Origin of the sequence: Sphingomonas sp. HMP9, assembly GCF_013374115.1 — a bacterium.
Classification (GTDB): Bacteria; Pseudomonadota; Alphaproteobacteria; order Sphingomonadales; family Sphingomonadaceae; genus Sphingomonas.
This window is the reverse complement of the sequence record NZ_AP022673.1, coordinates 1,770,596-1,796,811: the sequence shown is the minus strand read 5'-3', so window position 1 is coordinate 1,796,811 and position 26,216 is coordinate 1,770,596. Positions and strand designations below refer to the sequence as shown.

Sequence of the window (26,216 nt, the reverse complement as noted above, 5' to 3'; positions counted from 1 at the left end):
GCGAGACAGCCGCCGCCGCCGGTGCGTGCGTTCGAACGCGTAGCGTCATTTCGCCTTTCCCGGCTTCGGCGTGCGCTTGGCCATCAGTCCCCGGAGTTCGCCGAACTTGCCCATCAGCGATCCGCCCCGCGAGGCCTTTAGGCCGTCGATACCGCAGTCCGCGACCGCCGCGGCGAGTGCACTGGCGAGCGCGACGATCGGGGCGATCGTCTTGCTGGCCTTGCCGACTTCGACGATCGGCTTGCCGAGCTTTGCCGCCTGCGCCGCGAGCTTCTGGTCGAACGACACGAGATAATCGATCTTACGCTCGATCGAGCCTTCGAAATCCTTGCGGTTGATTTCGAGATTGCCGCCGGTGTGCACGCGGTTCGCGACGACGAACACCTCGCTCTGCGGCGCGTTCGTCTTCAGCCACGACAGGATGCGGATCGTGTCGCGTGCAGCGGCCAGCGTCAGGTCGGTGACGATCACCGCAAGCTTCACGTCGCTGATCAGATGCGGGTGCTGGATCATCATCGCCCGCGGCAGATCGACGACGGTGCACTCGAACGCCGTGCGCATCTCCTCCTGCAACTGGTGGAAGGCCGACCCGTCGGTAATCACCGGCGCGCTGATCGGTGCCTCGGCGCTGAGCACCGACAGGTTTTCCGTTGCCTTGACCATGGCGCGTTCGATGAACAGTCCGTCGATCCGGCTTGGGTTCTCGATCGCGTCGGTCAGGCCGCGGCCGGGCTCGAGATCGAGGCCGAGCGCACCCGTACCGAAATGCACGTCGAGATCGAGCAACGCCGTCGAACGCTTCTCCTTGTCCGCGAGCAGCCACGCGATCGACGTCGCGATCGTCGACGCGCCCACCCCGCCGCGCGTGCCGACGACCCCGACCGAGCAATGCGGGCGCTCGGGCGACAGGTCGACGGGCTTCGGCGCGTTAAGCATCAGCTGCGCATGCACGAACGCCTCGCGCAGCATGTCGGGATGGAGCGGCTTGAGCAGGTAGTCCTGGATCCCGCTGGCGACCAGGTCGCGGTACAGGCGGACGTCGTTGACCTGGCCTGCGGCGATCACCACCGTGCCGGGTTCGCAGACTTCGGCGAGGGCGTGGATGTCGTTCAGCGGATCGCCCGACTCCGCGAGATCGACGAACAGGATCTGCGGCGATGCGGAGACCGACAGCGACTGGATCGCGTTGCGCAGCCCGCCCTTGTGGATCTTGTCGACCGACCAGCCGAGTTCGGTCGCGATCGGGCGCAACGCGTCCGCCGTGGTCTCGTCGCAGACATAGGCCATGAAGGGGTCACGCTGCGCGGTGCCAGCGGGCTTCCAGGGTGCGTTCACTGTTTTGCTCCCGACGGGGCTGCGGGAAGTTCGGCCGTCCCGGTCGGCGGCTTCTTGCGATAGGTCTGGATCGCCTTGTACGAGACCGCGGCGTCGTTGGTTTCCGTGCGCGTCGCGCCGCGGACGAGATCGGCCGGATTGGCGATCATCGCCGCGAGGTTGCTGTTGATCGCGCAGCCATAGTCGGACGACGTGTTCGATTCGAACTCGTTGGTGGCATCGCGCGACCAGTCGGGGCAGCGGGGCACGCTCGCGCGCATCCGACTGACCACCACGCGGATCGAGCCCGGCGTGACCGCGGCCGGCGTGACCGGTGCATCGTCGCTCAGCAACAGGCCGTATTCGCCGACCAGCGCAGCGACGGCGTCGCGCGCGGCAGGCCCTTCGCCGGCGGGATCGTCGATCGAGACCCGGTCGCCGTAGCTGAGCCGCATCGCGTTCATCCAGCCTGACAACCGTTGCGGTTCGCCCGGCGCGAGCGCACCGCCGGATACGCCTAGGTCGAGCGCATAGTCGGATCGGCTGACGACCGGCTGATGGACCGATTCACGACCGCGATTCTCGGTTCCCATGCAGCCGCCGAGCAACAGCGCCGGGACCAGGGACGCTAGCAGGATCGATTTGGTGATCATCGGATATCCTTGGTACGTTGATCGCGAGCGGCGCAGGCTATGCCGGCTCAATTCGAGAACCCCGGCGCAGGCACGGCGGCGGTCTTCCCCTTGGCCTTGCCGGCGACGGCTGGGGACATGGGCTCTTCGCTGCGGCGCACATCGCTGCGCGGAACGGGCATCGCCGGGGCGGTCGCACCGATCGAGGGTGGAACATAGGACGGTCGCGCCACGGTCGGGACCGGACGCTTGCCGCCGCTACTGGCGCTCAGCGTTCCCAGCAGGACGCGGTCGATATCGGTCGGCGACCGCACGCCGTCGGTCGGCAGCGCGATGTCGCTGGCGTTGTTGACCGGCTTGACGAGATACGGCGTGATCACGATCACCAGTTCGGTCTCGTTGCGTTGGAACGCGTTCGAGCGGAACAGCGCGCCGATGATCGGCAGGTTCGAAAGACCCGGCGTCTTGTCGTAGCTGTTGTTGTGGCTGTTCGAGAGCAGGCCGCTGATCATCATGCTCTGGCCCGAGCCGAGCTCGACCGTCGTCTCGGTGCGACGCGTGGTGATGCCGGGTACGCGCGTGCCGCTGAGCGTGACCGCGTTGTTGTAGTCGAGCTGCGAGACTTCCGGCCGCACGCGGAGCGAGATGCGACCGTCGGACAATACCGTCGGCGTGTAGGCGAGGCTGATGCCGTATTGCTTGTACTCGACCGAGATCGTGCCGAGCGCCTGCGCCAGCGGAATGGGAACCTCGCCGCCCGCGAGGAACGTGCCGGTTTCGCCCGATAGCGCGGTCAGGTTCGGGTTGGCGAGCGTCGTCACCTGGCCGAGCGTTTCGCCGAGGTCGATGGCGCCGAGCAGGTCCATGCCAAGCAGGCGCCCGGCCAAGCCGATCGTCGAGCCGATGCCCGCCTTCTGCGGAAATTGGTACAGCGTATTGCCCGGCAACGCGCCGTTGGCGTCAATCGGGTTGCCGGGAAGGCCGACGACCCCCGGAACGGTTGTAATCGCACCCTGGCGACCTTGCGCGATATTGAACAGGAAGTTGCCGGAACCACGGCTCGTCAGGTTCACACCGATGTTCTTGACGAAGCTCCGCGAGACTTCGGCGACGCGCACCTGAAGGTTCACCTGCAACGGGGTCGCCGTCTTCAGCCGCGACAGGACCTTGGTCGAATCACCGACGAACGCCTGCACCAGCCGTTCGGCTTCGGCGGCATCCTCAGGGGCTGCAACCGTGCCGGTGAGCAGGATCAGCCCGTTCATCGGTGTCGCGACGACCTGTGCTTCGGGCATCGCCAGACCGAGCATCTGCTGCACGGAGTCCAAATTGTTGCCGACGCGGATGGTGGAGGCATAGACGACCGCGCCGCCCTTTGCGGTCGCGGAGATCGTCGTCTCGCCGGTCTTCTTGCCGAACACGTAGAGCAGGGTCGGCGACCGGACCTGGACGTCGGCGATGGTGTCGTCGGCGACGAACAGGTCGCTCATCGGCCGCGCCAGCGTCACGAGGCGTCCGCGACCCGTGTTGACCTGCACCACGGGCAATCCCGAGGGCGCAGCCTGGGAACGCGCTTGTCCGCGCTGGGCGAGGGCAGGGACAGAGGGCGCGGCGGCGGCGGCGATCAAGGCGACCGCGAGCGGCCACCCATATTGGCGCCCGTGCTGCTGGCCGTGCTGCTGGCCGTGCTGCTGGCCGACCTGTGGCTCATGCTGCTGGCCCAGATGGGGCGTGCGGCGCGTCATCGAGATACGCATCTTAATTCTTCCCCCCGACCGGAACGACGGTCACTGCGTTGCCGCGGGCGACCCGGACGGCGGGGCCCTGCACTGCGACGGCACCGCCGCCGCCGGACGGCGGGCTGTTCATGACCTGCATGGGACGCGTGTCGCTGCTGTTTTCGGGTGGCCGGCCGGGCACCGTGCTGCGCTGATAGCGCGAGACGTCGGCGCCGGTCTGATAGCTGGATGCGCCGGACACCGGCTGGCTGGCGACGCGGACCAGCATCGCCTTTTCTGCCTTCGGATCGGCGCCGTCGGGTACCTTGACCGCGCCCGACGCGATCGCTTCCTCGAGTTCGGCCGAATTGTCCGCGATCGACCGCAGCGACAGCGACAGCGAGCCGAGCGTCTGTGCGAGCGCGACCTGTTCGGCCATCTTCGGCGTTGCCTCGATCGTCACGTTGGAGAACGTCTTGACCTCGGTCTTGCCGTCCGACCCGACCAGATTGTCGGTCCGCTGATCGGTCGCGAGCACGCGGATGTTGCGCATGATCGTCTCCGAAACCTTGAGCGGCTCGCCGTCGCCACCACCCTTGACTTCCTGCGTCAGGACCACGTCGATCCGGTCGCCGGGAAACACGAAGCCGGCGACTGCGGCCTGCGCCGAGACGGGAACGGTGACCGCGCGCATGCCGGGTCCGAGCGCGGCGGCAAGAAACCCGCGATCGCCGGGCTTCACCAGCGCGCCCTGCGTGACCGGCTGTCCCGCGGTGATGATGCTGCGCACCACCGTACCCTGCAGCGATTTCAGGTCGGTCTTGTCGCGAAGGTAATAGGCGTTGTCGACAAGCTCCTTCGGCCAGGGCTGGAATTTCAGCGCGCTCGCGTCGAGTATCGTGCCGACCGGAAGCGAGCGGGTCGCGACCAGCACTTCGGGGCCATCGACGACCGGCGCGGCGATGACAACGGCACCGGCCTGTGGCGCCGAACTGCCGGCGATCAGCGTTCTTGCAAAGAATGCCGTGATGGCTGCGACTATAAGCGCGCCGACCAGCAAAATGATCTTGCGTGTATCCATGACTAGATCGTGCCTTTCAGGCGCCGCGAATGTATTTCGCCGTTAAGCATCATTGAAACTGGTTAAGGAGTGGTTCGCGAAGCGCCAGAAGGCCGGCGATCGCTATCGCCACGCCGTACGGGACTTCGATCTGTCCCTTATTTTTCTTGGCGCGGTGCTCGATCATCATGACGAGTGTGACGAGGCCGCCGGCGATCGACATCACCATCAGCATCGACAGGAACGCGGGAAACGGCAGCCACAACGCAAGCGCGACGATCAGCTTCACATCGCCGCCGCCCATCATGCCAAAATGGAACGCGAGCAGGAACAGCGCGAAGACGACGAGCGCCACGCCGATCTGAAGCGCCATGTCCGGCCATGGATCGAGCCCGTTGGCATACCACCAGACCGGCGCCAGCAGCGCGACCGCTGCCGTCTTCCAGTTCGCGATCTCGCGCGTTCGTGCGTCCTCGATACCCGCGGAGACCAGGAGTCCCCCGAGCAGCAAGATCAAAATTGGAAGAGCAATGTTCCACCCCATCGGCTAGGCCCTAACGGACATGGCTTTCGAAAAAGTAACCGTCCCTGGAGAATTTCGAATGGTGGCACGGGTTTGCGCGTGACGGTGGACAGTGTGTCAGTACGCCGGACGATTCCGGACGATGCGCGCATCGGCCATTGGACCGCATCCGACGGCTGGAAACTGCGCCGATTCGACTGGCCTGTATCGGCGCCACTAGGGCGGATACTGTTCCAGACGGGACGGGGCGATATCTTCGAGAAGTATCTCGAGACATTCGCACACCTGCATGCGCAGGGCTGGTCGGTGACCGCGTTCGACTGGCGCGGGCAGGGCGGTTCCGGGCGGCTGTCCGGCAATCCGCGTGTCGGCCATGCGCGCGATTATGGCGTCTTCGATGCCGACCTCGCCGCGTTCTGGGTGGACTGGCGCGCGGAGGCGGCGGGCGACGGCGTACCACGCGTGGTGCTGGGTCATTCGATGGGCGGGATGATGGTGATGCGCGCGCTTGCCACGCGATCGATCGATGCCGATGCGGCGATCCTAGTCGCGCCGATGATCGGACTGAAGGCACCGTTCGGGCCCGCAGTCAGCACGCGGATCGCGCGGTGGATCGCGGCTCGCGGCGACCCTGCACGGGCGGCGTGGCGCAGCAACGAGCGGCCGGGATCGGTCGCCTCGCGCCAGTCCCTGCTGACGCATGACGCCGATCGCTACAGCGACGAGGGATGGTGGCAGGCGGCGCATCCCGAACTCGTGCTGGGGCCGCCGAGCTGGGCGTGGCTTGCCGAGGGGTTCGCGGGGGCGGCGGCGCTCGCCACCGATCCGCGGGTCGGGTCGATCGAGACGCGCGTGCTGATGCTGATCGCCGAGGCCGACAAGCTGGTCGATCCGCGTGCCGCGCTGCGGCTTGCGGCACGGCTGCCCGATGCGCAGGTGGTTCGCTTCGGTCCGGAGTCGGCGCATGAGATCCTGCGGGAGGCCGATGGGGTGCGAAACCGCGCGCTGTCGGCGATCGATTCGTTCCTGGATGCGTGCGGAGGCGGACGATGACGCGCGTGTACGACATCGCGATCGTCGGCGCGGGGATGGCGGGGGCGAGCCTTGCCGCGGCGATCGGGTCGCAGGCGCGCGTGCTGGTTCTCGAGGCGGAGGATGCGCCGGGCTATCACGCGACCGGGCGCTCGGCGGCGTTCTGGTCGGAGACCTATGGCGGGCCCGATATCCAGCCGCTGACCACGGCCTCCGGCCCGTTGCTGCGGGTAGGCGGGCATCTCGCGCCGCTCGGGTCGCTGCATATCGGCCGCGCCGAGGACGAAGCGGCGATGGACATGTTCCTTGCCGAGTTTGCGAATAGCGCGGTGCGCCTGGAGCGAGTCGATCCTGCCGCTTTCGTGCCCGGACTCCGCCCCGGATGGACGCTCGGCGTACAGGAAGCAACCTGCGCCTATATCGACGTCGCCGCGCTGCACGCCGAAAGCATCGCCACCGCGCGCCGCGCGGGTGCGGTATTCGTCACCGACGCTGCGTTTGCGGGCGCGACCCGTGCCGGCGGGGTCTGGACGATCGAGACGAAGGCGGGCGCCTTCGAGGCGCGGACGATCGTCAACGCGGCCGGTGCGTGGGCGGACGCGGTCGCGACCCGGGCCGGGGTGCGCCCGCTTGGGCTACAAGCGTATCGCCGGACGATGGCGCAACTCCGCACCGATCCCGGCGCGCCCGACGGCATGCCGCATATCGCCGACCTCGGCGGGCGCTTCTATTTCAAGCCCGAGCCCGGCGGTCGGCTGTGGCTGAGCCCGCATGACGAAACGCCGACCGACCCGTGCGACGCCGCACCGGAAGAGATCGACGTGGCGATCGCGATCGACCGGTTCGAGCAGGTTGTCGACTGGCGAGTCGCCGCCGTCGAGCGACGCTGGGCCGGGTTGCGCACGTTCGCGCCCGATCGCCTGCCGATCTTCGGGTTCGACACCGCCATGCCGGGTTTCTTCTGGTGCGCGGGGCAGGGGGGCTTCGGTATCCAGACCGCCCCCGCCGCCGCGCTGCTCTCGGCCAGTCTGTTGCTCGGGACCGGTCCGGACCCGGCGATCGCAGCGATCGATGCCGCACGGTACTCGCCCGCGCGGTTCTAAGCTTATTTGCGCCCGGCTGCGACCGCGGCGTCGCTCGCCAGCTTGTCCGCGCGTTCGTTTTCCGGGTGGCCGGCATGGCCCTTGACCCATTGCCATTCGATCTTGTGCCGGGCGACGGCCGCCAGCAGCGCGTGCCAAAGCTCGGCGTTCTTAACCGGCTTCTTGTCGGCGGTCTTCCAGCCGTTGCGCTGCCAGCCCTTCACCCACTTGGTCAGGCCGTCCATCACATATTTGCTGTCGGTGTACAGCGTCACCGCGCATGGCCGGGTGAGTGCGTTGAGCGCCTCGATCGCCGCGGTCATCTCCATCCGGTTGTTGGTCGTCGGCGACTCGCCGCCCGAGAGCTCCTTCTCGTGCGCGCCCATCCGGATCACCGCACCCCAGCCGCCGGGGCCCGGATTGCCCTTGCAGGCACCGTCGGTGAAAATCTCGACCTTGGTGATGGAAACGGCAGCTTCGTCAGTCATGCAAACAGGTCGCCCTTGAGATACGTCTCGAGCCGCCGCCAATAGGCCAGCGGATCCTTGCGCGTCACCAGCGCATCCGCCGGCGTGTTGAGCCAGTCCCACGCGCGCGTCAGCAGGAACCGCAGGCACGCGCCCTGCGCGAGGATCGGCAGCGCCGCGCGCTCGGCGTCGGACAGCGCGAACTGGCCGGCATAGCCATCGATCAGCGCCTTGCCGATCGGCGCATTGTAATTCTCGCCATTGCCGTCGAACGCCCAGGACGTGTGCATCACCGCCAGGTCATAGGCACGGATGTCGGTGCACGCGAAATAGAAGTCGATGACCCCGGTCACCCGGTCACCGAGCATCAGCACATTGTCGGGAAACAGATCCGAATGGATCGCGGCCATCGGCAGGTCGCGCGGCCACTGCGCCAGAACCGATGTCAGCGCGGCCTCGGTCCTGTCGTACAGCCCCGGCGCGATCGAATCGATATCGCGGCCGCATCGCGCGAGGAACGGCCGCCACGTATCGGCCCCGAGCGGGTTGGCGCGAGTCTGCGCGAAACCAGCAAGGCTGGTATGCATGTGACCCATCGCCGCACCTGCGGCATAGGCCTGCGCGGCTGTCGGATGCGACACCGACACGCCGGTCAGGAACTCGATCAGGCACGCCGATCGCCCTGCCAGCTGCTGGATCGCAACGCCGTCCCGGTCGGGCAGCGCGCGCGGCACCGGATTGCCGTCGCTGGCAAGATGATCGAGCATGTCGAGGAAGAACGGCAAATCCTCGGTCGACGTGCGCTCCTCGTACAGCGTCAGAATGAAACGGTCGGCCGTCGTCTCGACGAGGTAGTTGCTGTTCTGGACGCCCTCGGCGATGCCCTTGGCGGACAGAAGCTCGCCGTGATCATAGCGCGCGAGAAAGCCGCCCAGCGCCTCCGCCGAAACCTGCGTATAGACCGCCATGCTAGGCAGCCGCCTCCAGTCCGCGCGGCAGCTTGAACGCGATCGTCTCGCGGTTCGTCTCGACTTCGCGCTCGGTGACCGTGAAGCGTTCGGACAACCGGTCGACCAGCTCGCGCACCAGCAATTCGGGCGCCGATGCACCGGCCGTGATCCCCAGCGTGCCGACGCCCGCCAGGAAATCCCAGTCGAGTTCGCTCGCGCGCTGGATCAGCCTCGCCGGTGTCCCCTCGCGCTCGGCGACCTCGACGAGGCGGACCGAGTTGGATGAATTGGGCGCGCCGATCACCAGCACCGCATCAACGCTGTGCGCGATCGCCTTCACCGCGGTCTGGCGGTTCGACGTCGCGTAGCAGATGTCCTCGCCGCGCGGTGGCAACATCTGCGGGAAGCGGCGCTGCAACGTGGCCACCACGGCGGCGGTATCGTCCACCGACAGAGTCGTCTGCGTCAGGAAGGCGAGGTTGGCCGGATCGGCGGGCGCGAACACCTCGGCATCCTCGACCGTCTCGATCAGCGACATCGCGCCCGCGGGCACCTGCCCGAACGTGCCGATCACCTCGGGATGCCCGGCATGGCCGATGAACACGATATGTCGTCCCTGCGCGACCAGTCGCTCGGCCTGGCGGTGGACCTTCGACACTAGCGGGCAGGTCGCGTCGAGATATTCGAGACCGCGATTCTGTGCGTCGAGCGGCACCGACTTGGGCACGCCGTGCGCGGAGAACACGACCGGGGCGCCGTCGGGCACCTCATCGAGTTCCTCGACGAAGATCGCGCCCTGCGCCTTCAGCGTGTCGACGACGAACTTGTTGTGGACGATCTCGTGGCGGACATAGACCGGCGCGCCATGCTTCTCGATCGCCAGTTCGACGATCCGGATGGCGCGGTCGACCCCTGCGCAAAAGCCTCGGGGTGCTGCGATCAACAGTTCGAGCGGCGGCTTGTCGATTAGGCTCATGATGCATCAGCCTCTACGCGATTGCTTGCCTGGACGATAGCCGGTTCCTATGGTGCGCCGCGACAGGGGCTGCTTGCGACATGCGGTGGCCCTTTCGCTCGTTCGAGAAGGTAAGCGTCGCCGTGAAAGCCCCTATCCTAGCCGTTTCTGCGTGTGCGATCTTGTTGAGCGGGTGCGCCAGCAAGGGCGAAGTCGATGCGACCGGCGGCATCTCCGCGGTGCGTTCGGTCTGCCCGCCCGTCGCGATCCCGGCAGCGACCGGCGACCTCACGCTGTTCGATCCGATCGCCAGCCGCGACCAGTCGGCGATCGACGTCGCCGCGTTCATGACCAATGTCCGCTCGACCTGCGCCGATGCGACGGACCAGGTCGTCACCAACGTCACCTTCGACGTTCGTGCGCGCCGCACGCGTACCGATGCGGCCCGCGACGTGACGGTGCCGTATTTCATCACCGTCGTACGCGGCGGTAGCGCGGTCGTCGCCAAGCGAGTCGGCCGGGTGGCGTTGCACTTCGCCGCGGGACAGGCACTCGCATCGGCGTCGGCCACGACGACGGCAACCATATCGCGCGCCGCGGCCACGTTGCCGGAAGATGTTCGGGAGAAGCTGACTCGCCGGCGCAAGGCGGGCGATCAGGACGCCGCGGTCGATCCGCTGAGCACCCCCGAAGTTCGGCAGGCTGTGCTGCGTGCGAGCTTCGAGGCGCTGGTCGGGTTCCAGCTGACCGACGATCAGTTGAAGTACAACGCCACGCGCTGAGTCCGGCGGGCTGGTGCTGCCTGCGCCAATGTTCGCTTGAAAATACGTGCTCGCTTGAAAATGCGGCCTCCTCTTCGCGGTGAAGAGGAGGCCGTATTGTTATTTGTCGCTGCGGATCAGTTCGGTCGCGGCCAGATGCTCCGCGAGGAACCACACCTGCGGCTCGTGCGTGCGGATGATGTTGCTCACCAGCAGGTCGTTGGTGCCGTCGTCACCCGACTCGTCCGCGGCTTCCGCGCCCTCATGCGCCTGGCGCAGGATGATCTCATGCGCTTCGAGCAGGCGGGCGAGCTGCGTCGGGACGTCTTCGCGGCCCTTGGGCGGGCGGGGAATCGTCGTCATCTCGGCGACGTCGGGTGCCATCGCGATGCTGATGCCGCCGAGCGCCATGATCCGTTCGGCCACGAGGTCGACGAGCGCCGCCTGCTCCTCGTAATGCTTGTCGAGCAGCAGATGCAGTTGATAGAAGGTCGCACCCGACATCTGCCAGTGATGCTTCTTGTACATGTCGCGGAGCGTCATCGTGTCCGCAAGCACCTGGTTCAACGTCGCGACGCTCTGCGCGCGCGCATTGTCCTCAAGCGCGATCGGCAAGCTCTTGAGCGTGCCATAGGGCTGGATCTCGCGATACTCGACCTTGTACTGGGGCTGCGCCTCGCTCGAGACGTCGGTGTCTGCCTTGATCAGCTTTGCGGGTTTCTTCGCCATTGGAAATTCCTGTCTGTTCGGGTGAACGCGAGTAGGCCTAACGCACGATCGGGCGGATCGACAGCAGATCAAATCCTCGTTCAGCGTGATCGCGATAACCGACCTGCTCTTGACTGGACGCGCTCGGCAAAGGAAGCGGGCCTCATTCACGCGTTGGGAGTTGAGGATGACGGAAGCACCGCTGGTCGCAGGTATCGAACTTGGTGGCACCAAATGCATCTGCATTCTTGCGCGAGGACCCGACCAGATCGAGGAAACCGTGCGGATTCCGACGACCCGTCCGGAAGAGACGCTGGCCGCGATCGAAGCGGTGCTCGACCGCTGGAGCGGGTTCGTGGCGATTGGTATCGCGAGCTTCGGGCCGGTTTCGATCGATCGCCATTCGGGGGATTACGGCCATATCACCTCGACGCCGAAGCCCGGCTGGGCCGGGACCGATATCGCCGGACGGCTCAGCCGGCGCTACGGCGTGCCGACCGGCTTCCACAGCGACGTGGTCGGTGCGGCGCTGGCCGAAGCGTTCTGGGGCGCGGCGAAGGGCCTGCCGGACATCGCCTATGTCACGGTCGGCACCGGTGTCGGCGCAGGCATGATCGCGGGCAACCGTCCGGTCGATGGCCTGACGCATTCCGAGCTGGGCCATATTCGTCCGGCGCGGCTCCAGGGCGACGACTGGATCGGCAACTGCCCGTTCCACGGCGCGTGCATCGAGGGGCTGGTGGCGGGACCCGCGATCGCGGCACGGATCGGCTTCCCCGCCGACGAGGCGCCTGCCGAGCATCCGGTTTGGGACAGCGTCGCCGATGCACTCGGGCAGCTTTGCCATACGCTCGTCCTGACCGGGATTCCCCGCCGGATCGTGATGGGCGGGGGCGTGATGGGCTCGACGCACCTGTTTCCGCGGGTGCGGGCGGCGATGACGCGTAGCCTTGGCGGGTACATCACGTTGCCCGAGGTCGCGCTGGTCGACACGTTCATCGTCCCGCCTGCGCTGGGCAATAATGCCGGGCCGCTCGGCGCCATCGTGCTGGGTGCTCAAGCACTTGGACATAAGTTACAAACATCTTTTACAGCGTCTTAACCGATTTAAGTTAAAGTCCTTCTTAACGATGAAGGCACTTGGCGTACCGCAAGGCACGAATGCGGTGACCGGTGAGGAACTGTATCAATGCGCATTCTGATCGCGGACGACGAGCCAGCGATGCACGACAGCTACCGGCGCAGTTTCGCCGGTCAGCGATCGGGAGGCGGCGAGGCGCTTGGTGCGATGGCCGCCGACCTGTTCGGCGGGACCGCCTTGGAGCCGCATCGCGGGGACACCGCCGGCTTTGCGCTGATGCATGCGCACCAGGGCCTGGACGCGGTCGCGGAAGTCGCGCGAGCGTTGGCGAATGGTGAGCCTTTCGCGGTCGCGTTCATCGATATCCGCATGCCGCCGGGTATCGATGGCCGCGAGACGGCGCAGCGTATCCGGGCGCTGGATCCCGAGATCAATCTGGTGATCGTCACCGGCTTTTCCGACTTCTCGCCGATCGAGATCAGCAAGGTCGCCGGCCCCGCCGACAAGATCTTCTACATCGCCAAGCCGTTCGAGGTCGCCGAGGTGACGCAGACCGCGACCGCACTTGCCAAGCGGTGGGAAATCGACCGCGAACTGAAGGCCGCACGCGTGACGCTGGCTGCGCAGGTGGTGCAGTTGAAGGAGCAGAGCGCGGAACTCGCCGCGAACGAGAGTCGCGCAATCCACATGGCGACGCATGATTCGCTGACCGACGCACCGAACCGGCTCGCCTTCCTGCGCGCGCTTGCCGAGCGGACGCGCGCGCCGGGATTGTTCGCCACGGTCATGGTCGATCTGGATCGCTTCAAGCTGGTCAACGACACGCTTGGCCATTTGGCGGGCGACGCGTTGATCCGCGAAGTCTGCGCGATCCTGCACCGCTCGGCACCGGACCAGGCGCTGGTCGCCCGGCTTGGCGGCGATGAATTCGGCATTCTGTTCGAGACATCGAGCGAAGCGGCCGGGGTCATGGCCTGCGAACGAATCGTCTCGGCCTGTTCGGTCACTCTGCAGGTGTTCGGCAATTCAGTGCAGGGCGGCGCGTCGGCGGGCGTGGTCGTCAGCGAAGGCGGGCAGGGGCGCGACCCGGTCGACGTCATGCGGCGATCCGACCTCGCGCTCAACGACGCCAAGCGCGGCGGGCGCGGAATCGTCCGCCTGTTCGACGAGAACATGGACGAGGGCATTCGCTTTCGTCGGCGGGTCGAGAATGGGCTGAGCCAGGCGATCGCAAAGGGCGAATTGAGCCTGGTCTATCAACCGATCGTCGCGCGCGACACGGTCGAGGTGATCGGTTTCGAGGCGCTCGTCCGGTGGAACACCGACGATTACGGCGCGATGAGCCCGAGCACGTTCATCCCGATCGCCGAAGAATCGAACCTGATCCACGAGCTCGGCGACTGGGTGCTGGGCGAAGCGCTCGACGTCGTGAAGCAATGGCCCGGCCAGTATGTCTCGGTCAATTTCTCGCCGCGCCAGTTTCGCCGCCACAATTTCGTGGGGCACATCCTGGAGAGCGTCGAGCGTGCCGGGATCGCGCCGGCGCGGTTGCAGATCGAGATCACCGAGACCGCGATCTTCGACGATGCCGAACGGGCGGCGGACACGCTCTACAAGCTGCGCCAGATGGGGTTCCGGATCGCACTCGACGATTTCGGGACGGGCTATTCCAGCCTCTACAACATCCGCAAGTTCGCACTCGATTGCCTGAAGATCGACCGGTCGTTCATCGACGGCATGGGCCGCGAGCGCGAGAGCGCGGCGATCGTACACTCGATCATCCATCTGGGCCGCGCGCTGGGGCTGGGCGTGATCGCGGAAGGAGTCGAGACAGAGGCACAGGTCCAGGCGCTGAAACTGGCCGGGGCAAGCCACTTCCAGGGCTATTTCTACTCGCGTCCGGTCGCCGCGCCTATCGCACTCGGCATGGCGAACGCGCGCTATCTCGGCGGCGAGGACGATATCGCAGGTGACGGACCGACGCCGCCGCGGCAATTGGGCAACGGAATGATGAACTGATGCCGACCGTCGGGATGGGGCGCGGTCCGGCAACACTCGGACGGCAATTCGGCAAGATGCGGCGGCCGACGTCGCTCGGCGCGAAGCTCGTCCTGATCATGACGGTCGTTGCGCTGTGCGGGACGGTCGCGATCACGGTGTTGTTGGCGTCGATCATCACGCCGAGCTTTACCAGGCTGCAAGACGCCGCGATCGCCGGGCAGGTCGAGCGGACGCACGCGATGTTGTCGAGATACGCCGCCGAGGTTCAGGCCGAGGCGCGTGCGTACCGCCATTCCGCGGGGCTGTCCGGCGCCCGGCCTGCGCCCGCTGGTCGGACGACGCCGGCGACGCGATCGCCCGCTGCGGATGGTTTTGCCGAAATTGGCGCGGACGGTCGGGTCGTCCGCGCCAAATGGAGCGGACCCGCCGTTTCGAGCCTGCGGGAGCACTGGGTCGCGCTGCTCGGTCGCACCGATGTCGCGCACGTGCTCGACCGCCGGCAGTCGACCCGGTTCTATGCGCGGCTGGGCCACGGTGTCGCAGCGATCGGCGTCGCGCGAAGGGGGCGGGCGGGCGATGCCGATACCGTGCAAGGCTATGTCGCGACCGCGCGCGTGCTGACCGCCGCGCAGATTTCCGAGGCGTTGGGCGTCGATGCGACCATTGATCTCGGTTCCGGCGGTGCGGCGGCGACGACCTCCGGCGGGTCGAGGGCAACGATCGTCGTGCCGATGATCGGCGCCGATGGACGCGCCGTCGCGACGACCCGGTTCGCCCTGCCGGGTGATGTATCGCGGCTCGGCCGGCGCACGCTGGCGTTGGCGGTCGCCGGATCGATCCTGCTGCTGCTGTTCGTGCTTATCGTCCTGCGCCGCGTGATCGCGCACCTCGTTCTGCGTCCTTTGTTGCGTATCGAAAATCACATGCGACGCGTCCGCGCATCGGGCTCGCTCGCGTTGCTCGAAGAGGATGAGCGACGCGATGAAATCGGTTCGCTCGGACGCAACTTCAACGCGATGTTGCGACAGTTAAGGGATCTGCGCGAACAGATCGGCGTACAGTCGTTCGATCTGGGCGTACCGAAAGCGCGATGGCCGTGATGCACAATGTCCGCAACGCACTGAACCCGATCAGTACGATCCTCAGTCGCGAAATCGCGCAGGCGCCACCGATCGATCGCGGCATGCTCGATCGGGCGCTCGACGAACTCGCGCGCGGCGACGTTCCGGACGACCGTCGCCAGAAGCTGGCCGCGTTCGTCACGGCAGCGATCGACGAGGACGCCGCCAACCGCGAATCGACCCGCCACGAACTCAGCATCGGCCGCGCGGCGATGGGGCATGTGCTGGAGATCATCGGGCAGCAGCAGCAGGCGGCGCTTGAACGCCCCGCGCTGGAGATTTGCGACGTCACGACGATCATCGCGCGTAACGCGACGATCGTGCGCTATCTGGACGGCGCATCGATCGCGTTCGGGTTTCCGGCGGGTCCCAATCTCGTCATGGCGAACCGGCTGATCCTTAGCCAGGTCATCGGCAATCTGTTCGCCAACGCGGCCGAATCGATCGTCGCACGCGGGACCGGCAGCGGATCGATCGTCACGACCATCGCGCAGGCCGATGACCGTGTGACGATCGAGATCCGCGACGATGGCGAGGGAATCACCCCCGCGGTCGCGGCGACGCTGTTCCGCCGCGGCTTCTCCACGCGAGCGCACAAGTCGGGCGGGCTTGGGCTGCACTGGTGTGCCAATTCGGTGAACGCGATGCACGGTTCGCTGCGCCTGGAAAGCGAAGGGCCAGGGCAGGGCGCGGTTGCGATCCTGACGCTGTTGGCGCCGGATGCCGCGCTCGTCGACGCTGACTGAGCCTTCGGATCGGCCCGAGCAGACCTACAACAGGCTTGGCTGAACCTCGTCATCTTCGCCCATGATGCCTGACAAAGTAAGGCCCAACAGGCGCACGCCGTCGGGTACCGGCAGTTGCGCCATCAGCAGGTCGAGACCTGCCGCCAGGAATGCGGCCTTGTCGGTCACCGGCGTCTGCGAGGACCGAGCGCGCGTGATCGTGCGGAAGTCCGCGTGGCGTAGCTTGAGCGTGATCGTGCGGCCGCGCGTACCGTGCCGTTCGATCCGCACCCATGCCGCATCCGCCACCCGGTGCAGCGCCGCGCGCAGATCCTCCGCCGCGGTCAGGTTCGTCTCGAACGTCCGTTCCGCACCGACCGACTTGGCGGCGCGGTTGACGCGCACCGGCCGGTGATCGATGCCGCGCGCCGCGCCGTAGAGATAGTCCGCATAGCTGCCGAAATGCGCCTGCAGGAACGCGAGCGTCATGCCGTAGAGGTCGGCGCCGGTGAGGATGCCGAGCCGTTCCATCTTCTGCGCGGTCACCGGCCCGACACCGTGGAAGCGTTTGACGGGCAGCGACTGGACGAACGCCGCACCACGCTTGGGCGTGATGATGCAGATGCCGTCGGGCTTGTTCTGATCCGACGCGAGCTTGGCGATGAACTTGTTGTAGCTGACGCCGGCGGAGGCGGTGAGCCCGGTATCCGCCTTGATCCGCGCGCGGATTTCCTCCGCGATGGCCGCCGCGGTGCCGAGCCCGCGAATATCCTCGGTCACGTCGAGATACGCCTCGTCGAGCGACAATGGCTCGATCAGGTCGGTATAGTCCGCGAAGATCGCGCGGATCCGGTCCGAGACTTCGCGGTACACGTCGAACCGGGGCGGGACGAACACGAGGTCGGGACATTTACGGATCGCGGTGACCGACGGCATCGCGCTGCGGACGCCGAACGCGCGCGCCTCGTAGCTTGCGGCCGCCACGACGCCACGCGCGCGTGACCCGCCAACCGCGACCGGCCGGCCCTTGAGCGAAGGATCGTCGCGCTGTTCGACCGACGCATAGAAGGCGTCCATGTCGACATGGATCACCTTGCGCTGCGCCGGCGGCTGGGTAGGAGGAGCGGCCATCGCCCCCCAGATAGGACGGCAGCGCGCGGCTATACAGGGCGTTCGCGCAACCAAATGGCGCTCCCCCCAAAATAGGAAAGGCCGCGGCACCCCCCGATGCCGCGGCCTTCCTGCGCCCGGAAACTGGGGCGTTACGCGACCTGGGCTTCGAGCACCTCGTCGGGCTCACGCAGCACATAGCCGCGACCCCAGACGGTCTCGATGTAATTCTCGCCATCGCACGCCAGGCTGAGCTTCTTGCGGAGCTTGCAGATGAACACGTCGATGATCTTCAATTCGGGCTCGTCCATCCCGCCGTAGAGATGGTTGAGGAACATTTCCTTGGTGAGGGTCGTGCCCTTGCGGAGCGAAAGCAGCTCCAGCATCGCATATTCCTTGCCGGTCAGGTGGACGCGGCTGCCGCCGACTTCGACCGTCTTCGCGTCGAGATTGACGGCGAGCTTGCCGGTGCGGATGACCGACTGGCTATGCCCCTTCGAGCGGCGGACGACGGCGTGGATACGCGCGATCAGTTCCTCGCGGTGGAACGGCTTGGTGACGTAGTCGTCGGCTCCGAAGCCGAAACTGCGGACCTTCGAGTCCATCTCGTTGACGCCCGACAGGATCAGCACCGGCGTCGCGACACGGGCGACGCGCAGGCGCTTCAGCACGTCATAGCCGTGCATGTCGGGCAAGTTCAGGTCGAGCAGGATGATGTCGTAATCATACAGCTTGCCCAGATCGAGGCCCTCTTCCCCGAGATCGGTGATGTAGACGTTGAACCCTTCGGTCGTCAGCATCAGCTCGATAGCCTTGGCCGTGGTCGGCTCGTCCTCGATCAGCAGCACTCGCATGCGTCGTCCCCTCTTCGCGAGACCGTCCGACACCCCATGCCAGCCGCTCGACTTCTATTCATTAACCACACAACATCTGAAGGCAAAAGGTTAATTTCGGACTAAGGTTGACGCGACGAATCGGCAGGATTGTCCGCGAGCGGTTGATTTCCTTACAAATCTTCGGCCGGAGGGCGCGGTTTCAGGTCTGGCCCGAGCAACGTCCGGTGGACGGTCTTGGGGATATCCTCGCCGAGAACTTCGCGCAGATACAGGCTGCGGACGAGCGTGAAGATCACGACCAGCAGCGCGGCGGAGAAGAACAGTCCGAACAGGCCGAAGATCGTGCCGATACCGATGATCGCGAAGACCGTGATCGCCGGCGGGATCGAGATCACGCGGTTCTGCACGTACGGCGTGATGAAATTGGTCTGCACCAGCCGCACGACAGCATAGGTGACGAGCGTGCCGACGATCGACGACGTCCCCTGCGTCGCGGCAAGGCCGAGTGCGGGGATCATCGCCGCGGTCGGGCCGATATACGGAATGAACTCGGATAGTCCGGCGAGCAGCCCGAGCGCGGCGGCGCTGGGCACGTTCGACAGCCAGAGCCCGACGCCGACGAGAATGCCCATCGTCGTCATGAGGATCAGCGACGAGCCCAGCCACAGCCGGAGCGTCGAGCCGACGTCGAACAGCGCATCCTCCACCGCGGCCCGCTTCGAACGCGGGACGAGCAACAGGAAGCCGCGCTCGTACACCTTGGGGTTGGCCGCGAAGAACAGCGCGCCGACCAGCAGCAACAGGCAGTTGAGCACGAGTTCGCCGGCGCCGGTCACCAGGCCGCCGACGTCCTGCGCGACCTTCGACCCGGCATAGGCCTGTTGCACCGCGTCGACGAGCTTTGCGCCGACCGCGCTTTGCGAGAGATACGCGGCAAGTTGGTCGAGCAACGCCGGCGTCTGGGCGATCAGCACATTGACCTGGCTGCGGAACTGCACGCCGAACAACCATACGAGGAAGGCGATGACGCCCAGCACGGTCGCGATGCCAAGACCGAGCGCCGGCTTGCGCGGTACGCGGAGATGGTCGTGGTAGAGATCGGCGATCGCGTGGATGACGATGGCCCCGAGCATCGAGCCGAAGGCGAGGATCAGGAGATTGCCCGCCTTGTAGAGTGCGGCGGTGACCGCGACGATCACGATGATCAGGAGTACGCGGCGAATAAAGCGCGAATCGTCCGCGTCGGGGGCCAGCCGGTTCATGCGGATGCGGGCCGCCGGGCGGGCGCCGTACGAGGCGAAACCGAGTGAAGTATAGAAAGTATAGACGCTGGGAGAATGTTTGCAGGTCGCGTTCGATCGCTGGACGCTGGCAGTTCGTGGCCGGTTTGGCGTTGCGGGGTTTGGACGGTCGGATCGCTCATCGATCGACCGTGGCAGATCGTCGGTGCGTAGGACAGCCGTTCCAAGGACTTAAGGTGCGTTCCGGGTTTTGCGGCGGCTGATCCTCCCCCGCCAGGGGGAGGTGTCGCCGAAGGTGACGGAGGGGGAGGACACGGAACGGCGGTTACCGCCGACCGCCCCCTCCGTCAGGCAAGTGCCTGACACCTCCCCCTGGCGGGGGAGGATTTGTGAGGTGATGCTGGGTCTGGCTTACAGCGCCAGGTCGGGGCTGCGGTCTGGCTTGACGCGCATGGCCGCGGGGCGCGGCCCGGCTGCGACGCCGACAGTCGGCGAGGGGATGGCGAGTTGCAGCGTGTCGGCGGTCGATGCCCAATGCTCGGCAAGGACGTCCGGGGTCTCGTTCAGCATCACGCCGTAGGTCGGCACGATCTCGCGGATCTTCGCCTGCCACCCGGCCGTTGCCAGATGGTTCGGGAACACCTTCTTCAGCAGGTTGAGCATGATCGACGGGGCGGTCGAGGCACCCGGCGAGGCGCCGAGCAGCGCGGCGATCGAGCCGTCCTTCGACGCGACGATCTCGGTGCCGAGCCGCAATACGCCGCCCTTTTCCGGATCGCGCTTGATGATCTGGACGCGCTGGCCTGCCTGCCACAGCCGCCAGTCGCCGTCCTTCGCGCCGGGGAAATATTCGCGCAGGGCGTCCAGCCGGTCGCTGTCGGACATGATGAGCTGTCCGGCGAGATATTCGACCAGGTCGAAATCGTCCCAGCCGACCGCGAGCATCGGCCGGAAATTGTCGAGCGTCACGGATGCCGGAAGATCGAAATACGAGCCTTCCTTCAGGAACTTGGTCGAGAAGGTCGCGAACGGACCGAACAGCAGCGCCTGCTTGCCGTCGAGGAACCGCGTGTCGAGGTGCGGCACGGACATGGGCGGCGAACCGACCGCGGCCTTGCCATAGACCTTGGCGAGATGGCGGTGCGTGATCCCGGGCTTGTCCGCGACCAGGAACGAGCCGCCGACCGGGAAGCCGGCATAGTCGTCGGCCTCGGGGATGCCGGACTTTTGCAGGATCGGCAGCGCGCCGCCGCCGGCGCCGGCGAACACGAAGCGCGCCTTGATGACCTGCTTCTCGTCGGTCTTCATGTCGCGCGCGGTGACACGCCAGCGCGCCTTCTTGCCGCCGATCGTCTCGCGTTCGAGCGAGCGGACCTCATGGCCGGTGGTCAGCGTGAAATTGTCCTGCTTGTTGAGCGACGCGATATATTGCCGCGTGACCTCGCCCCAGTCGCAATCGGTGCCAAGCGGGGAGCGCGTCGCGGCGAGCTTCGTGCCGGGCGCACGCCCCTCCATCATCACCGGCACCCACTGCGAGATCTGCTTTGGGTCGGTGGTGAATTCCATGCCGGAAAACAGCGGGCTCGCCTGGAGTGCGGCGTGGCGCTTTTGCAGGAAGGCGACATTGGCATCGCCCCACACCAGGTTCATGTGCGGCGTCGAGTTGATGAACGAGCGCGGATTGGCAAGGATGCCGCTATCGACCTGATGGCTCAGGAACTGGCGGGTAACCTGGAACTGCTCGTTGATCTCGACCGCCTTGGCGATCTCGACCTTGCCATCGGCGGCGTTGACCGGCGTGTAGTTCAGTTCGCACAGCGCGGAGTGGCCGGTGCCGGCGTTGTTCCAGCCGTTCGAGCTTTCATCGGCGACCTTGTCGAGCCGTTCGACCATCTCGATCGTCCAAGTCGGCTCGAGCTCGCGCAGCAGCACCGCGAGGGTGGCGCTCATGATGCCGCCGCCGATCAAGAGGACGTCGACCGTCCGCTCGGTCGTCGCGGCGTCGGCGTGCGCGATCGGCAACGCCGCTGCGCCGCCCGCGACGATCGCCGAGCCGAGCAGGCCGCGACGGGTAACGCCGGTCGAGGATCCTGGGGAAATCTTGTCGTTGGCGTCTGGCCGCATGATCATGCCTCTTCGTTTCGGCATGGTCCGCTGTCCCGACACAGGCCGGGGACGACGAGAATCCATAACCGGATTGTCGGGTCAGCCACGCGGAAATCACGGAATCGATACACGAACTACCGACTGAGCGCGGCCGCTGCTCAAAGTCCTCATCCCGGTATCGGGTGTCGTTGGGACGGCGCTGCGGTGCAAACTCGAGCGGCTATCCAGAGCCTTACATGGCATCCGACCCGGTTTTGCGCAAGGTCGCCGCTTTAGGCTTGCCCGCCGTTCGGATCGCGAAGCCGCGCGGCGAGGAAGTCGATCAGTGCCTCGACGCGGGCCGGGCGAAGCGGGCTCGGCGGTGTGAGAAGATGCAGGCCGATCTTGGCGGGCGCCCAGTCTTCGAGGATCGTGACGAGCGCGCCCGACGCGATATGCCGGTCGACGATGAAGTCGGGGAGGCGGGCGATGCCGAGGCCGGCGATCAATGCGGGGACGATCGCTTCGCCGCTGTTGGCGGTGAGCTGTCCCTGGAGGCGCACCGAGACATCGGCGCCGCCGGGGCCGTGGAAGCGCCACGGGCCGATCACGTTCGAATAGCCGACCAGCTGATGCTCGCCGAGTTGCGCCGGGTGCGTCGGGGTGCCGTGTCTGGCGAGATAGCTTGGGGCGGCGACGGTATGCGCCTGGATGCTGCATAGGCGGCGGGCGCGCAGCGAGCTGTCGGGGAGTTCGGCGATCCGTAGCGCGATGTCGAAGCCTTCCGCGACGATGTCGACGCGGGCATCGGACAGGTGGAAATCGACCTCGATACCGGGGTGCGCGACGAGGAACTCGGCGAGGATGGGGGCGACATTGGTGACGCCGAAGCTCATCGGCGCGGCGAGGCGGACCCGGCCGGTATGCGCGCTGGCGGCGTCGTGCGCGGATTCTTCCGCGGCGCGGGCTTCGGCGAGAATGCGGGCGGCGTGTTCGGCGAGCGGTTTGCCGGCTTCGGTGAGCGCGAGGCGGCGTGAGGTGCGGTGGAAGAGCGACTGGCCGAGATGCGCTTCGAGCCGGGTGATCGCCTTCGATACGGTCGCCTTGCTGAGCCCGACCGCGTCGGCGGCGGCGCTGAAGGAACGGTGCTCGACGACGCTGGCGAAGATCGCCCAGGCTTCGAGATCGGGCAGGCGCATAAGGGGGTCTCCGACAGGACCAGGCTGTGCAGATGGTCAATTTCCGCAATCCTCCCCCGCCAGGGGGAGGTGGCTGGCACTTGCCAGTCGGAGGGGGAGGTAAGAGCCCACGTCTGCTCCGTGTCCTCCCCCTCCGTCGCCGGTGGCGCCACCTCCCCCTGGCGGGGGAGGATTGCAGCAAACCGAATATCGGTATCGCCCGTAAACTCGAACTCACGATAGTCACCGAAACGATCGGTTTCCAGCGTTTCTATTTACGGGGTAATCGCAGCGCCTATCTTGGGTTCAACCAGTGGAGACATCTCATGACGACCACAACCTTGAACACCGTCGACCGCCGCCCCTTCGAGAGCCTTGGCCATGCCGATCATGGCTGGCTGAATGCGCGGCACCATTTCTCGTTTGCGAACTATTATGATCCGGCCCGGATGGGCTGGGGGGCGATCCGTGTGTGGAACGATGACCAGATCGCAGCGAACTCGGGCTTTCCGCCGCATCCGCATCAGGACATGGAGATCATCACCTATGTCCGCAGCGGCGCGATCACGCATCAGGACTCGCTTGGCAACAAGGGGCGGACCGAGGCGGGCGACGTCCAGGTGATGAGCGCCGGCACCGGCGTGCGCCATGCCGAGTATAATCTGGAGCCCGAGACGAAGAAGATCTTCCAGATCTGGATCGAGCCCTCGCGTAAAGGTGGCGCGCCGAGCTGGGGTGCCAAGCCGTTTCCGAAGGGTGAGCGGTCGGGCCAGTTCGTGACGCTGGCGAGCGGGTTCGAGGGCGACGGCGATGCGTTGCCGATCCGTGCGAATGCCCGCGTGCTGGCGGCGACGCTGAAGGCCGGCGACAGCGTCGACTATGCGGTCGGCGATGGGCGTCACGTGTACCTGGTGCCGGCGACCGGCGCGATCACGATCGGCGACGACGCCTTTGCCGCCCGCGACGGAGCGGCGCTGAAGGGCGGCCAGACGGTGACGATCACGGCTCAAGAAGACGCCGAAATCGTTCTGGTAGACTCGGAGTAAGCTTTTCCCCTTCCCGCGTGGCTTTGATGATGTAACCGCCCCCCGACGGCATTAAAGTGGAAACGGGGGTCTTCAACTGATGGAGGAGTGCGGTGATGTCGGAGATTGTTACGATCGGACTCGATCTGGCGAAGAGAGTGTTCCAAGTCCACGGGGCTGATGGAGCGGGTCATGCGATCCTGCGCAAGAAGCTGAGCCGGGATCAGTTGCTGCCGTTCTTCAGTACGCTTCCGCCGTGCACGGTCGCGATGGAGGCTTGCGGAGGCTCGCATTTCTGGGGGCGGAAGATTGCCCTTCTGGGCCATGAGGTTCGCCTGATCCCGCCGGCGTATGTGAAGCCTTTTGTGAAGCGGCAGAAAAATGATGCGGCGGACGCCGAGGCGATCTGCGAGGCGGCGCAACGCCCATCGATGCGCTTCGTGCCGGTGAAGAGCGAAGAGGTACAGGGAGCTGCCTCGGTGTTCCGGGTCAGGGAGTTGATGATCCGGCAGCGCACCCAGGCGATTAACGCCTTGCGCGGCCATTTGACAGAGTTCGGCAAGGTGGTGCCCAAAGGCGCTGCAAATATCTCCCGCCTGATTGCCATTGTGGATGATCCGGACAGCGGCCTGCCTGCTCAGGCTGTTGCGACATTCCGGGTGCTTGTCGACGCGCTCGTCGGCCTCGACGCGCAGATCGAGAAGCTGAACGCCGAAATCACCCATCGCGCTAAAGAGAATGAAGTCGCGCAAAGGTTGATGACGATCCCCGGCATCGGTCCCCTGATCGCCACAGCCATCGCGGTGCTGGCCCCACCACCGGAGACGTTCCGTCGCGGCCGCGATTTCGCGGCCTGGCTCGGCCTCGTGCCGCGACAACACTCAACGGGCGGCAAGCAACGCCTTGGGGCAACGACGAAGATGGGCGAGCGATCCCTGCGCCGCCTCCTGATCATCGGGGCCAACAGCGTCATCATCAAACGGAGTGTCCATCAGGCAGCTCGACCGGGCACCTGGCTGGCAGGAATGCTGTCGCGCAAGCCGTCGATGCTCGTCCGTGTCGCGCTGGCCAACAAGATGGCGCGCGTCGCCTGGGCGTTGATGATCAAGGGTGAAAGTTACCGGGCTCCGGCTGCGGCGGCATAAGCCGACCGTCAGTCGCGAGGCGTCGGAGCGTACGAGGGCAAGGAGCAGTTTGGCGCAACGGTCGTGAGACGGGGATCGGGAAAACCAGTTTGCAACAGAGTGCCTTCGAGCACGCGGCTTTGATCTGGACCCGACCTGCGAACACCATACGGGCCCGCGGCAGTTGTAAGGCCGCATCATGAGGCCGGACATATGTCAGCACCCGACACGCGCCACAACGAGTTTCAAAAACCCTCTTGCGTATGGGGCGGTTACATATGTTGCAAAACTGACGCTGGGGATTCCCCGAGGGAATCGAGCGAGATAGATGGGCGCGATGTCCAAACCTGCCGCACCGAAATACCGCACGATGAACTGGCCGGAGTATAATGCAGCGCTGAAGCGGCGCGGGTCACTGGAAATTTGGTTTGATCCGCAGATGCACTGGCTGTCGAAGCCGTGCGGTCGTCCTGGTCGGCCGATGCGATTTTCGGACAGCGCGATTGAGCTCTGCCTGACGCTGAAATCGCTGTTCAATCTGCCTTTGCGGCAAGTGACAGGGTTGGTGGCTAGCCTGATCAAGCTTGCCGGGCTGGACTGGCCGGTGCCGGATTATACGACGCTATGCCGACGGCAGAAGACGTTGGTCGTCGAGCTTGGCGGGCGACCTAGTTCAGGCGGCCTGCGCCTTCTGGTCGACAGCACAGGCATTAAGATGACGGGTGAAGGTGAGTGGAAGACGCGCAAGCATGGCGCCTCCTACCGCCGCCAGTGGCGCAAGGTGCATCTGGGGATCGACGCGGCAACGCTGGATATCCGGGCCATCGAAGTCACGACGAATGCCGTCGGCGATGCGCCGACGCTGCCAAATCTACTGGCGCAGATCCCGCAGGACGAGCAGATACTCAGCGTCAGCGGAGATGGCGCTTACGATACAAGGGCGTGCCATGCTGCCATTGCCAAACGTGGTGCAGAGGCGGTCATTCCGGTCCGTCGCAACGGGCAACCATGGACGAAAGACGGTCCTGGCGTCGATGGTCGCAATGAAGCGCTACGCGCTACAAAGCGCCTTGGCCGCGCTATCTGGAAGAAGTGGAGCGGCTATCATCGCCGCAGTCTGGCCGAGACCAAAATGCACTGCTTCAAACTCCTGAGCCAACGCGTTGTGGCTCGTACCTTCGATCGTCAGATCACCGAGCTCAAAGTCCGTGCTGCAATCCTCAATCGCTTCTCCAAGATGGGAACGCCGATCACTGTCCGCATCGCATAATATCTTCAAGTAAAAGGGCGGTCATGCTCTCGAGGCGTTATGCAACATATGTAACCGCCCCATACGCAAGAGGGTTTTTGAAACTCGTTGTGGCGCGTGTCGGGTGCTGACATATGTCCGGCCTCATGATGCGGCCTTACAACTGCCGCGGGCCCGTATGGTGTTCGCAGGTCGGGTCCAGATCAAAGCCGCGTGCTCGAAGGCACTCTGTTGCAAA

At 65.8% G+C, this 26,216-nt stretch carries 24 protein-coding genes; 10 read left to right on the top strand and 14 right to left on the bottom strand.

Going from position 1 to position 26,216, the window contains the following annotated elements:
• Positions 1-45: 45 nt before the first annotated feature.
• The 5 genes from HMP09_RS07920 to HMP09_RS07900 are packed head-to-tail and all read right to left on the bottom strand — an operon-like array spanning position 46 to position 5,268.
• Positions 46-1,335, bottom strand: coding sequence for an AAA family ATPase (locus tag HMP09_RS07920; RefSeq protein WP_176499917.1), 1,290 nt, complete (start codon positions 1,333-1,335; stop codon positions 46-48).
• Positions 1,332-1,967, bottom strand: coding sequence for a CpaD family pilus assembly protein (locus tag HMP09_RS07915; RefSeq protein ID WP_176499916.1), 636 nt, complete (start codon positions 1,965-1,967; stop codon positions 1,332-1,334). The genes HMP09_RS07920 and HMP09_RS07915 overlap by 4 nt, the downstream gene beginning before the upstream one ends.
• Before the next feature lie 47 nt (positions 1,968-2,014).
• The gene (locus HMP09_RS07910) at positions 2,015-3,703 is read right to left on the bottom strand and encodes a type II and III secretion system protein family protein (RefSeq protein ID WP_232090777.1); all 1,689 of its coding nucleotides are present in this window, start codon (positions 3,701-3,703) and stop codon (positions 2,015-2,017) included.
• 1 nt (position 3,704) lies between these two features.
• Positions 3,705-4,745 carry a Flp pilus assembly protein CpaB gene (gene cpaB, locus HMP09_RS07905; protein ID WP_176499915.1) on the bottom strand — a complete coding sequence of 347 codons (1,041 nt, stop codon included), beginning with the start codon at positions 4,743-4,745 and terminating at the stop codon, positions 3,705-3,707.
• Positions 4,746-4,794: 49 nt separating this feature from the next.
• Positions 4,795-5,268, bottom strand: a complete 474-nt coding sequence (locus HMP09_RS07900) for an A24 family peptidase (protein WP_176499914.1) — start codon at positions 5,266-5,268, stop codon at positions 4,795-4,797.
• 78 nt (positions 5,269-5,346) lie between these two features.
• On the opposite strand from HMP09_RS07900, the gene HMP09_RS07895 reads away from it, so the two are divergent.
• Positions 5,347-6,300, top strand: a complete 954-nt coding sequence (locus HMP09_RS07895) for an alpha/beta fold hydrolase (RefSeq protein WP_176499913.1) — start codon at positions 5,347-5,349, stop codon at positions 6,298-6,300.
• A complete protein-coding gene (locus tag HMP09_RS07890) occupies positions 6,297-7,382 on the top strand; it encodes an NAD(P)/FAD-dependent oxidoreductase (protein WP_176499912.1) in 1,086 nt (361 codons plus the stop codon). The genes HMP09_RS07895 and HMP09_RS07890 overlap by 4 nt, the downstream gene beginning before the upstream one ends.
• A gap of 2 nt (positions 7,383-7,384) precedes the next feature.
• On the opposite strand, the gene rnhA is transcribed toward HMP09_RS07890, so the two are convergent.
• Genes rnhA through ispH form a run of 3 tightly spaced genes read right to left on the bottom strand, consistent with a single transcriptional unit; the run spans position 7,385 to position 9,754 of the window.
• Positions 7,385-7,849: a ribonuclease HI gene (rnhA, locus tag HMP09_RS07885; protein WP_176499911.1), complete on the bottom strand. Its 465-nt coding sequence runs from the start codon at positions 7,847-7,849 to the stop codon at positions 7,385-7,387.
• A complete protein-coding gene (thrB, locus tag HMP09_RS07880; protein WP_176499910.1) occupies positions 7,846-8,796 on the bottom strand; it encodes a homoserine kinase in 951 nt (316 codons plus the stop codon). The genes rnhA and thrB overlap by 4 nt, the downstream gene beginning before the upstream one ends.
• A 1-nt stretch (position 8,797) precedes the next feature.
• Positions 8,798-9,754: a 4-hydroxy-3-methylbut-2-enyl diphosphate reductase gene (gene ispH / locus HMP09_RS07875; protein ID WP_176499909.1), complete on the bottom strand. Its 957-nt coding sequence runs from the start codon at positions 9,752-9,754 to the stop codon at positions 8,798-8,800.
• Positions 9,755-9,912: 158 nt separating this feature from the next.
• On the opposite strand from ispH, the gene HMP09_RS07870 reads away from it, so the two are divergent.
• Positions 9,913-10,515 carry a hypothetical protein gene (locus HMP09_RS07870; protein WP_443026465.1) on the top strand — a complete coding sequence of 201 codons (603 nt, stop codon included), beginning with the start codon at positions 9,913-9,915 and terminating at the stop codon, positions 10,513-10,515.
• 99 nt (positions 10,516-10,614) lie between these two features.
• Here the strand turns inward: HMP09_RS07870 and HMP09_RS07865 are convergent, their stop codons facing one another.
• Positions 10,615-11,223 carry a Dps family protein gene (locus HMP09_RS07865; RefSeq protein ID WP_176499908.1) on the bottom strand — a complete coding sequence of 203 codons (609 nt, stop codon included), beginning with the start codon at positions 11,221-11,223 and terminating at the stop codon, positions 10,615-10,617.
• Positions 11,224-11,389: 166 nt separating this feature from the next.
• Here HMP09_RS07865 and HMP09_RS07860 point away from each other — a divergent pair, with 166 nt between their 5' ends.
• From HMP09_RS07860 to HMP09_RS18375, 4 genes are all read left to right on the top strand, one after another.
• A complete protein-coding gene (locus HMP09_RS07860) occupies positions 11,390-12,304 on the top strand; it encodes an ROK family protein (RefSeq protein ID WP_176499907.1) in 915 nt (304 codons plus the stop codon).
• 87 nt (positions 12,305-12,391) lie between these two features.
• Positions 12,392-14,302 carry a putative bifunctional diguanylate cyclase/phosphodiesterase gene (locus HMP09_RS07855; RefSeq protein WP_176499906.1) on the top strand — a complete coding sequence of 637 codons (1,911 nt, stop codon included), beginning with the start codon at positions 12,392-12,394 and terminating at the stop codon, positions 14,300-14,302.
• Positions 14,302-15,384: a HAMP domain-containing protein gene (locus HMP09_RS18380; RefSeq protein ID WP_232090774.1), complete on the top strand. Its 1,083-nt coding sequence runs from the start codon at positions 14,302-14,304 to the stop codon at positions 15,382-15,384. The genes HMP09_RS07855 and HMP09_RS18380 overlap by 1 nt, the downstream gene beginning before the upstream one ends.
• Positions 15,375-16,151 carry an ATP-binding protein gene (locus HMP09_RS18375; protein ID WP_232090773.1) on the top strand — a complete coding sequence of 259 codons (777 nt, stop codon included), beginning with the start codon at positions 15,375-15,377 and terminating at the stop codon, positions 16,149-16,151. The genes HMP09_RS18380 and HMP09_RS18375 overlap by 10 nt, the downstream gene beginning before the upstream one ends.
• Positions 16,152-16,175: 24 nt before the next feature.
• Here HMP09_RS18375 and dinB read toward each other — a convergent pair whose 3' ends face one another.
• The 5 genes from dinB to HMP09_RS07825 all read right to left on the bottom strand — a co-directional run bounded on the left by dinB (position 16,176) and on the right by HMP09_RS07825 (position 22,601).
• Positions 16,176-17,261, bottom strand: coding sequence for a DNA polymerase IV (gene dinB, locus HMP09_RS07845; protein ID WP_176499905.1), 1,086 nt, complete (start codon positions 17,259-17,261; stop codon positions 16,176-16,178).
• A 131-nt stretch (positions 17,262-17,392) separates the two neighbouring features.
• Positions 17,393-18,094 (bottom strand): response regulator transcription factor CtrA, encoded by a 702-nt coding sequence (gene ctrA / locus HMP09_RS07840; RefSeq protein ID WP_176499904.1) that lies wholly within the window; start codon positions 18,092-18,094, stop codon positions 17,393-17,395.
• A gap of 152 nt (positions 18,095-18,246) precedes the next feature.
• Positions 18,247-19,338 (bottom strand): AI-2E family transporter, encoded by a 1,092-nt coding sequence (locus HMP09_RS07835; RefSeq protein WP_176499903.1) that lies wholly within the window; start codon positions 19,336-19,338, stop codon positions 18,247-18,249.
• Positions 19,339-19,728: 390 nt separating this feature from the next.
• On the bottom strand, positions 19,729-21,447 hold the full coding sequence (mqo, locus tag HMP09_RS07830) for a malate dehydrogenase (quinone) (protein ID WP_176499902.1): 1,719 nt from the start codon (positions 21,445-21,447) through the stop codon (positions 19,729-19,731).
• A 248-nt stretch (positions 21,448-21,695) separates the two neighbouring features.
• Positions 21,696-22,601, bottom strand: coding sequence for a LysR family transcriptional regulator (locus HMP09_RS07825; protein WP_176499901.1), 906 nt, complete (start codon positions 22,599-22,601; stop codon positions 21,696-21,698).
• A 305-nt stretch (positions 22,602-22,906) separates the two neighbouring features.
• On the opposite strand from HMP09_RS07825, the gene HMP09_RS07820 reads away from it, so the two are divergent.
• The 3 genes from HMP09_RS07820 (at position 22,907) to HMP09_RS07810 (ending at position 25,999) form a co-directional block, all read left to right on the top strand.
• The gene (locus HMP09_RS07820) at positions 22,907-23,626 is read left to right on the top strand and encodes a pirin family protein (RefSeq protein WP_176499900.1); all 720 of its coding nucleotides are present in this window, start codon (positions 22,907-22,909) and stop codon (positions 23,624-23,626) included.
• Positions 23,627-23,721: 95 nt separating this feature from the next.
• Positions 23,722-24,750: an IS110 family transposase gene (locus tag HMP09_RS07815; RefSeq protein ID WP_176498987.1), complete on the top strand. Its 1,029-nt coding sequence runs from the start codon at positions 23,722-23,724 to the stop codon at positions 24,748-24,750.
• A 316-nt stretch (positions 24,751-25,066) separates the two neighbouring features.
• Positions 25,067-25,999 (top strand): IS5 family transposase, encoded by a 933-nt coding sequence (locus HMP09_RS07810; RefSeq protein ID WP_176499899.1) that lies wholly within the window; start codon positions 25,067-25,069, stop codon positions 25,997-25,999.
• Positions 26,000-26,216: the final 217 nt, after the last annotated feature.

Coding starts and splice junctions, on each gene's coding strand:
- HMP09_RS07915 (WP_176499916.1), bottom strand. CDS start 1,967: ATGATCACCAAATCGATCCTGCTAGCGTCCCTGGTCCCGGCGCTGTTG.
- HMP09_RS07910 (WP_232090777.1), bottom strand. CDS start 3,703: ATGCGTATCTCGATGACGCGCCGCACGCCCCATCTGGGCCAGCAGCAT.
- cpaB (WP_176499915.1), bottom strand. CDS start 4,745: ATGGATACACGCAAGATCATTTTGCTGGTCGGCGCGCTTATAGTCGCA.
- HMP09_RS07900 (WP_176499914.1), bottom strand. CDS start 5,268: ATGGGGTGGAACATTGCTCTTCCAATTTTGATCTTGCTGCTCGGGGGA.
- HMP09_RS07890 (WP_176499912.1), top strand. CDS start 6,297: ATGACGCGCGTGTACGACATCGCGATCGTCGGCGCGGGGATGGCGGGG.
- rnhA (WP_176499911.1), bottom strand. CDS start 7,849: ATGACTGACGAAGCTGCCGTTTCCATCACCAAGGTCGAGATTTTCACC.
- thrB (WP_176499910.1), bottom strand. CDS start 8,796: ATGGCGGTCTATACGCAGGTTTCGGCGGAGGCGCTGGGCGGCTTTCTC.
- ispH (WP_176499909.1), bottom strand. CDS start 9,754: ATGAGCCTAATCGACAAGCCGCCGCTCGAACTGTTGATCGCAGCACCC.
- HMP09_RS07865 (WP_176499908.1), bottom strand. CDS start 11,223: ATGGCGAAGAAACCCGCAAAGCTGATCAAGGCAGACACCGACGTCTCG.
- HMP09_RS07860 (WP_176499907.1), top strand. CDS start 11,390: ATGACGGAAGCACCGCTGGTCGCAGGTATCGAACTTGGTGGCACCAAA.
- HMP09_RS07855 (WP_176499906.1), top strand. CDS start 12,392: ATGCGCATTCTGATCGCGGACGACGAGCCAGCGATGCACGACAGCTAC.
- HMP09_RS18380 (WP_232090774.1), top strand. CDS start 14,302: ATGCCGACCGTCGGGATGGGGCGCGGTCCGGCAACACTCGGACGGCAA.
- HMP09_RS18375 (WP_232090773.1), top strand. CDS start 15,375: ATGGCCGTGATGCACAATGTCCGCAACGCACTGAACCCGATCAGTACG.
- dinB (WP_176499905.1), bottom strand. CDS start 17,261: ATGGCCGCTCCTCCTACCCAGCCGCCGGCGCAGCGCAAGGTGATCCAT.
- ctrA (WP_176499904.1), bottom strand. CDS start 18,094: ATGCGAGTGCTGCTGATCGAGGACGAGCCGACCACGGCCAAGGCTATC.
- HMP09_RS07835 (WP_176499903.1), bottom strand. CDS start 19,338: ATGAACCGGCTGGCCCCCGACGCGGACGATTCGCGCTTTATTCGCCGC.
- mqo (WP_176499902.1), bottom strand. CDS start 21,447: ATGATCATGCGGCCAGACGCCAACGACAAGATTTCCCCAGGATCCTCG.
- HMP09_RS07825 (WP_176499901.1), bottom strand. CDS start 22,601: ATGCGCCTGCCCGATCTCGAAGCCTGGGCGATCTTCGCCAGCGTCGTC.
- HMP09_RS07820 (WP_176499900.1), top strand. CDS start 22,907: ATGACGACCACAACCTTGAACACCGTCGACCGCCGCCCCTTCGAGAGC.
- HMP09_RS07815 (WP_176498987.1), top strand. CDS start 23,722: ATGTCGGAGATTGTTACGATCGGACTCGATCTGGCGAAGAGAGTGTTC.
- HMP09_RS07810 (WP_176499899.1), top strand. CDS start 25,067: ATGTCCAAACCTGCCGCACCGAAATACCGCACGATGAACTGGCCGGAG.